Annotated in this window: 5 protein-coding genes; 3 read left to right on the plus strand and 2 right to left on the minus strand. The window is 61.2% G+C overall.

Features of this window, described 5'->3' with window-relative positions; translation table 11 throughout:
- Positions 1-39: 39 nt before the first annotated feature.
- Complete coding sequence (locus tag AC4IHP_RS24440) at positions 40-1,512, plus strand: ATP-binding protein (RefSeq protein WP_490832945.1); 1,473 nt, start codon at positions 40-42, stop codon at positions 1,510-1,512.
- Here the strand turns inward: AC4IHP_RS24440 and AC4IHP_RS24445 are convergent.
- Together AC4IHP_RS24445 and AC4IHP_RS24450 are read right to left on the minus strand one after the other, a co-directional pair.
- Positions 1,477-4,398 (minus strand): ATP-binding protein, encoded by a 2,922-nt coding sequence (locus AC4IHP_RS24445; protein ID WP_490832946.1) that lies wholly within the window; start codon positions 4,396-4,398, stop codon positions 1,477-1,479. The two genes, AC4IHP_RS24440 and AC4IHP_RS24445, sit on opposite strands and share 36 nt — an antisense overlap.
- A gap of 134 nt (positions 4,399-4,532) precedes the next feature.
- Complete coding sequence (locus AC4IHP_RS24450; RefSeq protein WP_125926667.1) at positions 4,533-4,964, minus strand: helix-turn-helix domain-containing protein; 432 nt, start codon at positions 4,962-4,964, stop codon at positions 4,533-4,535.
- Between the two features lie 236 nt (positions 4,965-5,200).
- Between AC4IHP_RS24450 and AC4IHP_RS24455 the strand changes: the two genes are divergently transcribed.
- Together AC4IHP_RS24455 and AC4IHP_RS24460 are read left to right on the plus strand one after the other, a co-directional pair.
- Complete coding sequence (locus AC4IHP_RS24455) at positions 5,201-6,184, plus strand: MBL fold metallo-hydrolase (RefSeq protein WP_490832947.1); 984 nt, start codon at positions 5,201-5,203, stop codon at positions 6,182-6,184.
- A gap of 54 nt (positions 6,185-6,238) precedes the next feature.
- Complete coding sequence (locus tag AC4IHP_RS24460; protein WP_039762138.1) at positions 6,239-7,162, plus strand: LysR family transcriptional regulator; 924 nt, start codon at positions 6,239-6,241, stop codon at positions 7,160-7,162.
- Positions 7,163-8,260: the final 1,098 nt, after the last annotated feature.

Consider the following 8,260-nt stretch of genomic DNA (forward strand, 5'->3'; position numbering starts at 1 on the left):
GCGGTTGTATCGTCACGCGAGAGTGCCAAGATGTTTGGCATGGATAATCACAACGACACAAGCCTCGGTTCGGTGCTGCGTTTTGGCCCGTACGCTTTCCATGTGCGCCAACGCTTGGTTCTCGAAGGAGAACAGCCGCTGCGCATGGGCGGGCGCGCCATGGACATTCTGCAGGTGCTGCTTGAACACGCGGGGACGGTGGTCAGCAAAGAGCAGTTGATTGCTCGTGTATGGCCGACATCGATCGTTGAAGAGATCAACCTGCGGGTGCACATCGCGGCGTTGCGCCGCGCACTGGGTGACGGCATTAACGGGCAGCGTTTCATCATTCACGTGGCGCAGTGCGGCTACAGCTTTGTCGCTCCGGTGGAGAAGGGGACAAGTGATGCGCTGACCGTGCCCGCTGCCGCGCTCACGCGACTGCACAATCTTCCGGCACGACTGACGCCAGTCGGTGGGCGCGATGCCTTGGTCGGTAGTCTGGTTCGACAAATGCCGGCGTGCCGCTTGATGACGATTACCGGTGCGCCGGGTGTTGGCAAAACCACAGTGGCACTGCGTGTAGCGGAATTGTTGCTGCAATACTTTCGCGATGGCGCCTGGTGGTTCGACCTTGCCAGCCTCGAAGATGACAGGCCCTTGCTCGACCACCTGTTGCGCACCCTGAACACAGACTTTTTCACACTGATCGGCCGCCACGCCTTGCTGATACTGGACAACTGTGACCACCAGCGCGACAGCTGCGCGGCTCTGGTTGAAACCCTGTTGCATGCTGCGCCTCGCCTGTCGATTCTGGTCACCGGCCGCGAAGCCCTGCAATTGGTGCAGGAGACCGTTCATTACGTGCCGCTGTTGGCGATTCCCAAGCGCTCGACATTGAATTCCGTCGAAGAAGCCATGAGCTATCCGGCGGTGCAGTTGTTCGTCAATCGCGCGCGGTCAAGGCAGCATGGCTTCAGTTTACGTGAACAGGATTTGCCGGGCGTGCGCGAGATCTGCCGTCAACTGGACGGTCTGCCGCTGGCGATCGAACTCGCCGCGGCGCAGATCGACGCGCTGGGTTTGATCGGTCTACAGGCCCAGGTTGAAAACGGTCTGCAGTTGCTCGGTCAAGGCCGGCGCACTGCTGAACCGCGCCATCAGTCGATGGCGGCTGCCATCGATTGGAGCTTTCAGTACCTGACGCAAACGCAGCAGCGTGTGCTGCTGCGTCTGTCGGTGTTCGGCAGCGGGTTTACCCTGGAAGCTGCAGTGAGTGTGGTCAGCTGCGCGGATTTGGCCGGCTCCAGGTTGACCTCAATCATCGAAGACCTGGCGCGCAAATCGTTGCTGATTCAGCAACCCATCCAGGCCAAGGTTCGCTATTGGATGCTCAACACCGTGCGCCGCTATGCGCGTGATCGGCTTGAGCGCAGCGACGAGTGGCTTGAACTGGAACAGCGTCATGCGCGCTATCTCAGCCGCACGCGCAATACGTCAGGCCGGGCACTGGTCGCGCAGGTTGTCGAGTAGCTGGCGCACGTTGCGCAAGTCTGGAGTGGCGTAGCCTTCGGTGAAGCGCTGGTAGATTGGCGTGAGCAGATCCAGTGCTTCGCGGTGGCGCAATTGGCGGTGCCACAGTCCAGCGAGATCCGTGGCGCTACGCAGTTCCCAGGCCAGCGCGCCTTGGCTTCTGGCAATGGTCAGCGCTTGTTGCAGGGTTTGTTCGGCTTGGGTTTCAGCGGTGTCCGAGAGGGCCGCTTCGCGAGCAGGCTCGCTCCCACAGGAATCAGCGCACAACTCGGAATTTGCGCCCGACACCGACCCCTTGTGGGAGCGAGCTTGCTCGCGAAGCGGCTTATGTGAATTCTTCAACAACGCCGCTGCCCGTGCCCGCAATATTTCCGCCGTACTCCAACCCGCGTCCCCACTGCGTGCTCGCTCCACCAGTGCCTCATCGACAAAGCGTTCATCCAGCGTAACCATCACTTCCCGGATCAAACCGCTGCTCTGCGCTGATACGGGCGCGGCATTGTCTGGATCGATCACCTGCGCATACTGCCGCCCCCAGTTATTGAACAGCAGCACCGAATGCTTCTGCGATTGTTCCAGCAGCAACTGCAGAAGGGCTCGGGCGTTGTCGCGATCACCGTTGTAATGGGCGATCAGACAACTGGCCAGCGCCAGGGTGTAGCAGATCGAGGTTCCGTGGTTGATCTGCACGGCAATGTCCAGCGCTTGCCGTGCCGCCCGCCAAGCCTGCTCAGGCAAGCCCTGCAACCACAGCACCCGGGCCAGTACCGTCAGCGAAGCGACGCTCTGGTCGTACTGCACGCCAAAACCATGGGTGAAACGATTGAGATGGCCGCTGTGGGCCATGCGTTGCAGCACCTGTTCGGCATGTGCACGGGCCTGCGGCTGGTCGCCGGCATAATGCAGGGCGAGCACGCGCAAGCGATGCGTGCTCAGCGACAGCAATGGCTCGCCGTGCACACCGATGCGGTCGAATTGCTCACTCTGCGCGAGCGCCATGCGGTAATGCCCGCAGCTCAGGTTGACCGCCATGTGCCCCGATATCGCACGCAGTTGCCCGGCCAGATCGCCGTGTTCTTCGGCTAATCGGCAGGCGTCGACGAAGGCCTGGATGGTTTGTGGCGTGCCGCCCCAGGTGTGATAGCTGGCGCTGCCGAGCGCCAGCTTCAAGGCGATTTGCAGGCGAGGGCAGGGCTGCGGGAGCGAGCCTGCTCGCGAAGGCTCCAGCAGACTCAGCGCCCGGCGCACATAGCGGCTGTAATCGCGCAGCAACGACAGCTCTTGCCATAACGGTGCCGACGCGGCTGTCAGTTGCACGCCCAGTTCATCCGGTCCCGGACCGTTGAGGCTCCAGTCCAGCGCCGCGCGCAAATCCTCCAGACCCCGGGCATAACGCTCCATCCACAATACAGTCGGAGTATTGTCCCAATCCGCCTGCGCCTGCTGCATCAGTGTCAGGCAGCGCTCGGCGTGGCGTTGGCGGGTGGCGCTGAGCTCTTCGGCCTGTTCGAGTTTTTCCAGCGCGTAGTGGCGCGTCGTGTCGAGGAGGCGATAGAAAACATCTTCGTCGCCCACTTCGACGCTAAGCAGGGATTTGGCCACCAATTGTGTGACGGCGGTGAACGCCGCGCCGGGATCGATCTGCTGGCCGATGACCACTGCCGCCGCCGAGGCGAGGGTGAAGCTGCCGCGGAAGATGCCCAGACGGCGCAGACAGGTTTGCTCGCAGCCGTTGAGCAGGTTGAAACTCCAGTCCATCGTCGCGCGCAGGGTCAGGTGACGCTCGGCACTGCTGTGTTGTCCAGCGGACAGCGGCGGCAAACCTTCGCGCAACTGCTTGAGCAGTCCATCCATACCCAATTCGCCGACCTGTGCGGCGGCCAGTTCCAGTGCCAGCGGAATGCCGTCCAGGCGCTGGCAGATCTCGATCGCTTGCGGCAGTTCGGCGTGGCTCAGTTGAAAGTTTTCCCGGGCAGCCGTGGCGCGTTCGACAAACAATTGCAACGCAGCAAAGCCCAGCGCCTGGGCCGGTTCCATCGGCGTAGACATGGACGGGCATTCAAGTGATTCCAGACGCTGCACAAACTCACCTTCAGCACGCAGGCTCTCGCGACTGGTCGCGAGGATATGCACCTTGGGTGCGCCGCGCAGAATCTGCTCGCTGAGCGCCGCGATCGCATCAATCAGGTGCTCGCAGTTGTCGATCACCAGCAGCATTTGCCGTTCACGCAGGCCATCGACCAGACCAGCCTGCGCATCGCCTTCAGGCGCGGACAGATCGAGCAGCGTCGCCAGGTGCGAGCCGAGCAGCGCGGGGTCGACGATGGGTGCCAGATCGACCAGGCGGATGCCGTCGCGATACTGGCCGATCAGTTGTTCGGCGACGCGCAGGGCGACGGTGGTCTTGCCGATGCCGCCGGGGCCGACCAGGGTAATGCAGCGTCGGCGCGGCAGTTGCGTAATCAAGTGATCGACCAGCGGCTGGCGGCCGATCATTCGCGTGCGACGCAGCGGCAGGTTGTGTCTGGCGACGGGCATTGCCGGTTTTTGTTCGATGCTGTCGAGCACGATCGGTGCGACAAAACTGTAGCCGCGCTGCGCCACGGTGACGATGTAGCGCTGGCCGTTCTGCCCGTCGCCCAGCGCTTTGCGCAGCGCCGCCATGTGCACGCGCAAGTTGATGTCTTCAACCACACTGTCTGGCCAGACCCCGGCCATCAATTGCTGTTTGCTCACCACTTCACCGGCGTGTGCCAGCAAAATCAGGAGGATGTCCATCGCCCGCCGTCCCAGGCGCAAAGGCTGTTGGCCTTCAAGTAGCAGTCGTTGCCCGGGATGAATCCGATAGGGGCCAAACGCAATGGCCTGATTCGGGGAAAAACTCAACAGCGCGCTCCTGCGGTGATGCGACGGACAGGGTGAACCAGTGCCTGGCGCATGCGCAGGCCTTCTGATCCGGGGTGTCCGGGCATAATCCTCAGGTTTGAGCATCAGTGCAACGGGTGGCGTAACGGCAGCAGTCAAAACACCGCAGGTTGCGCTGCGTTGTTTTTCGGTTTGCCCATGACTCGACAGCGCCAGGCAAAGGGATTGATGCCCTCGCTGCGGGTGAACATATGGCAGAAGTGCGCCTGATCGCAGAAGCCGCATTCCAGGCTGATCTGCGTCAGGCTCAGGTCGGTGTGCTGGATCAGCAGCTTGGCTCGAGCAAGGCGCTGGGCGCGGATCCAGTCCTGTGGCGACAGGCCGGTACTGCACTTGAATGCGCGGGAGAAATGACTGCGTGACAGTGAACAGGCCCGGGCCAGTTCAGCCACTTCGAGACTTTCGCCCAAGCGATCGAGAATCAACTGTTTGATCTGGCGTTCGCGCTGCGGACTGAGTCCGCCAGTCGTGTTTTTACGCGGTTCGCAGGCAGGGGCGAGGGCGACGGTTTGCTGTAGATAAGCCATGGCCAAGGTCCGTGTCGGTGGGGAATACACGGTCGGCGCATTCCCTCAGGTCAAAAAAGCAACGCTGCGCAGAGGACTTCATTGTTGGGCGAGGGCGTGAGGCTGACGAGTTAATCGTTGTTAATTTCCTTGCTGAGGCTGGAACTCAGCACATCCTTGCAAGTCAGCGCCCGGCGCTTTGCGCGACGATGTCGACAAAGCGCGGCCGCCGTTGGCCAGGTTCAAAGGGGAATGCAATGAAAGGCTTGGTGAAAGCAGCAACGACCCTGGCGGTCATGCTGGCAATGTCCGGCGCGATGGCGCAGGCACCGCAGGTGGGCACTCAGGCGCCGGGTTATTTCCGCTTGGCGGTGGGCGATTACGAAGTCACTGCGTTGTTCGACGGTTACAACGATTTGTCGCCGAAGCTGTTGCAGGGCATGAGCCAGAGCCAGATTCGCGCGCTGCTCGCACGCCGTTCGATTGAAAGCCCGGGCGTGCAGACGGCGTTCAATGCCTTTCTGGTCAACACCGGCACACAATTGATTCTGGTCGACACCGGCGCAGGGCAGTGCATCGGCGCCACCGCAGGCCAACTCTCGGCCAACATGCAGGCCGCCGGTTACAAGCCTGAGCAGGTCGACACAATTTTGCTGACCCACCTGCACCTCGATCACGTCTGTGGTCTGGTCGATGCAGAGAAGAAGCCGCTGTTCACCAATGCCACCGTCTATGCGGCCAAGGCAGAGGCAGATTACTGGCTTGATCCGGCAGCGCTGGCCAAGGCCCCGGCGGGAGCCGAAGAGTTCTTCAAAATTGCCCGGGATTCCACTGCCCCCTATGTTGCCTCTGGCCGCTTCAAGACGTTTGCCGCCGGGCAATCACCGCTGCCCGGGCTGGTCGAATCAACTCTAGAAGCCGGGCATACGCCGGGCAGCACCACGTACCGCTTCAGCTCGCAGCAACAGAGCATCGTGTTTATGGGCGATCTGGTGCACAACCTCGCGGTGCAGTTTTTGCACCCGGAAGTCTCGATCAGTTTCGACGTCAACAGTCAGCAAGCGATCGCCAGTCGGCAGGCAGTGTTCAGTGCTGCGGCAGCGAGCAAGACCTGGGTAACGGCAGCGCATCTGCCGTTCCCGGGCATCGGTCACATCGCCGCCGAGGGCAAACATTTCCAGTGGGTGCCGGTGGAGTACGGCCCTTACAAACGCGCGGCGAAAGTGCCGTTGATCGAGTAAAGTGCCCAGCGCCTGTGGCAAAAAGCGTCCGACACCGATAAGGAAACCACGCCCATGAACCGTAACGATCTGCGCCGCGTCGACATGAACCTGCTGGTGATTTTCGAAGCGCTGATGTTCGAAAAGAACCTGACCCGCGTTGCCGAAAAACTGTTCATGGGCCAGCCGGCGGTCAGCGCTGCACTGGGGCGCTTGCGTGATCTGTTCGACGATCCGTTGCTGCTGCGCAACGGTCGCGGCATGGAGCCGACGGCGCGCGCGCTGGCGATCCTCAAGGAACTGCAACCGGCGATGGATGTGATTTCCGGTGCGGTCAGCCGTGCCAAGGAATTCGAACCGGCGAGCAGTTGCGACGTGTTTCGCATCGGTCTGTCGGACGACGCCGAGTTCGGTCTGTTTCCGCCGCTGTTGCGCCAGCTTCAGCAGGAGGCGCCGGGAATTGTCGTGGTGGTGCGCCGCGCCAACTACCTGTTGATGCCGGCGTTGTTGGCTTCGGGGGAGATCTCCGTGGGCGTCAGCTACACTACCGATCTGCCGGCCAATGCCAAACGCAAGAAACTGCGTGATATTCCCTGCAAAGTGCTGCGCGGCGACGACCGTCCGGGGCCTCTGACCCTCGATGAATATTGCGAGCGTCCGCATGCGATGGTGTCGTTCTCCGGCGACCTGAGCGGCAATATCGACCTGGATCTGGCCAAGATCGGCCGCTGCCGCCGGGTGGTTCTCGGCGTGCCGCAGTTCAGCGGTTTGCGTGCCTTGCTCGCTGGCACCGAGATGATCGCCACCGTTCCGGATTATGCCGCCTGTGCCCTTGTTGAAGGCTGCGCCCTGCGTGCCGAAGATCCGCCGTTCCCGATCGATGCCGCGCAATTGTCGATGGCCTGGAGCGGAGTGCACGACAACGACCCGGCAGAAAAGTGGCTACGCTCGCGGATCAGCCAGTTCATGGCGGCACCGCTGGATATTCCAGCGCTTTAACCAACCTCGATCACACAAGCAGTTCTCCTGTGGGAGCGAGCCTGCTCGCGAAAGCGGTGTGCCAGTCAACGTCGTTGTAACCGACCTGATGCCTTCGTGAGCAAGCCCACTCCCACAATGTTTTGTGGTGTTCCGCAAATTGAGTGCATGCCGCCAATCCCTGTGGGAGCGGGCTTGCTCGCGAAAGCGGTGTGCCATTCAACGTGGATGTGACTGACCCGCCGCCTTCGTGAGCAAGCCCACTCCCACACGGTTTTGTGGTGGTCCGCAAATTGAGTACATGCCGCCAATCCCTGTGGGAGCGAGCCTGCTCGCGAAAGCCGTATGCCAGTCAACGTCGTTGTAACCGACCTGATGCCTTCGTGAGCAAGCCCACTCCCTCAATGTTTTGTGGTGTACCGCAAATTGAGTGCATGCCGCCAATCCCTGTGGGAGCGGGCTTGCTCGCGAAAGCGGTGTGCCAGTCAATGTGGATGAGACTGATCTGACGCCTTCGCGAGCAGGCTCGCTCCCACACTGTTTTTGTGGCGGTCTGCAAATTGATCGCATGCCGCTGATCCCTGTGGGAGCGGGCTTGCTCGCGAAAGCGGTGTGCCAGTCAACGTGGATGTGACTGATCTGACGCCTTCGTGAGCAAGCCCACTCCCACAATGTTTTTGTGGCGGTCTGCAAATTGATCGCATGCCGCCAATCCCTCTGGGAGCGGGCTTGCTCGCGAAAGCGGTGTGCCAGTCAACGTGGATGTGACTGACCCAACGCCTTCGTGAGCAAGCCCACTCCCACAATGTTTTGTGGTGTTCCGCAAATTGAGTGCATGCCGCTGATCCCGGTGGGAGCGAGCCTGCTCGCGAAAGCGGTGTGCCAGTCAACGTAGATGCAACTGACCTGACACCTTCGTGAGCAAGCCCACTCCCACACGGTTTTGTGGTGGTCCGCAAATTGAGTGCATGCCGCCAATCCCTGTGGGATCGGGCTTGCTCGCGAAAGCGGTGTGCCATTCAACGTGGATATGAATGATCTGACGCCTTCGTGAGCAAGCCCACTCCCACAATGTTTTGTGGTGTTCCGCAAATTGAGTGCATGCCGCTGATCCCGGTG

It is taken from the genome of Pseudomonas sp. UF-293, assembly GCF_058245595.1.

Coding starts and splice junctions, on each gene's coding strand:
- AC4IHP_RS24440 (WP_490832945.1), top strand. CDS start 40: ATGGATAATCACAACGACACAAGCCTCGGTTCGGTGCTGCGTTTTGGC.
- AC4IHP_RS24450 (WP_125926667.1), bottom strand. CDS start 4,964: ATGGCTTATCTACAGCAAACCGTCGCCCTCGCCCCTGCCTGCGAACCG.
- AC4IHP_RS24455 (WP_490832947.1), top strand. CDS start 5,201: ATGAAAGGCTTGGTGAAAGCAGCAACGACCCTGGCGGTCATGCTGGCA.
- AC4IHP_RS24460 (WP_039762138.1), top strand. CDS start 6,239: ATGAACCGTAACGATCTGCGCCGCGTCGACATGAACCTGCTGGTGATT.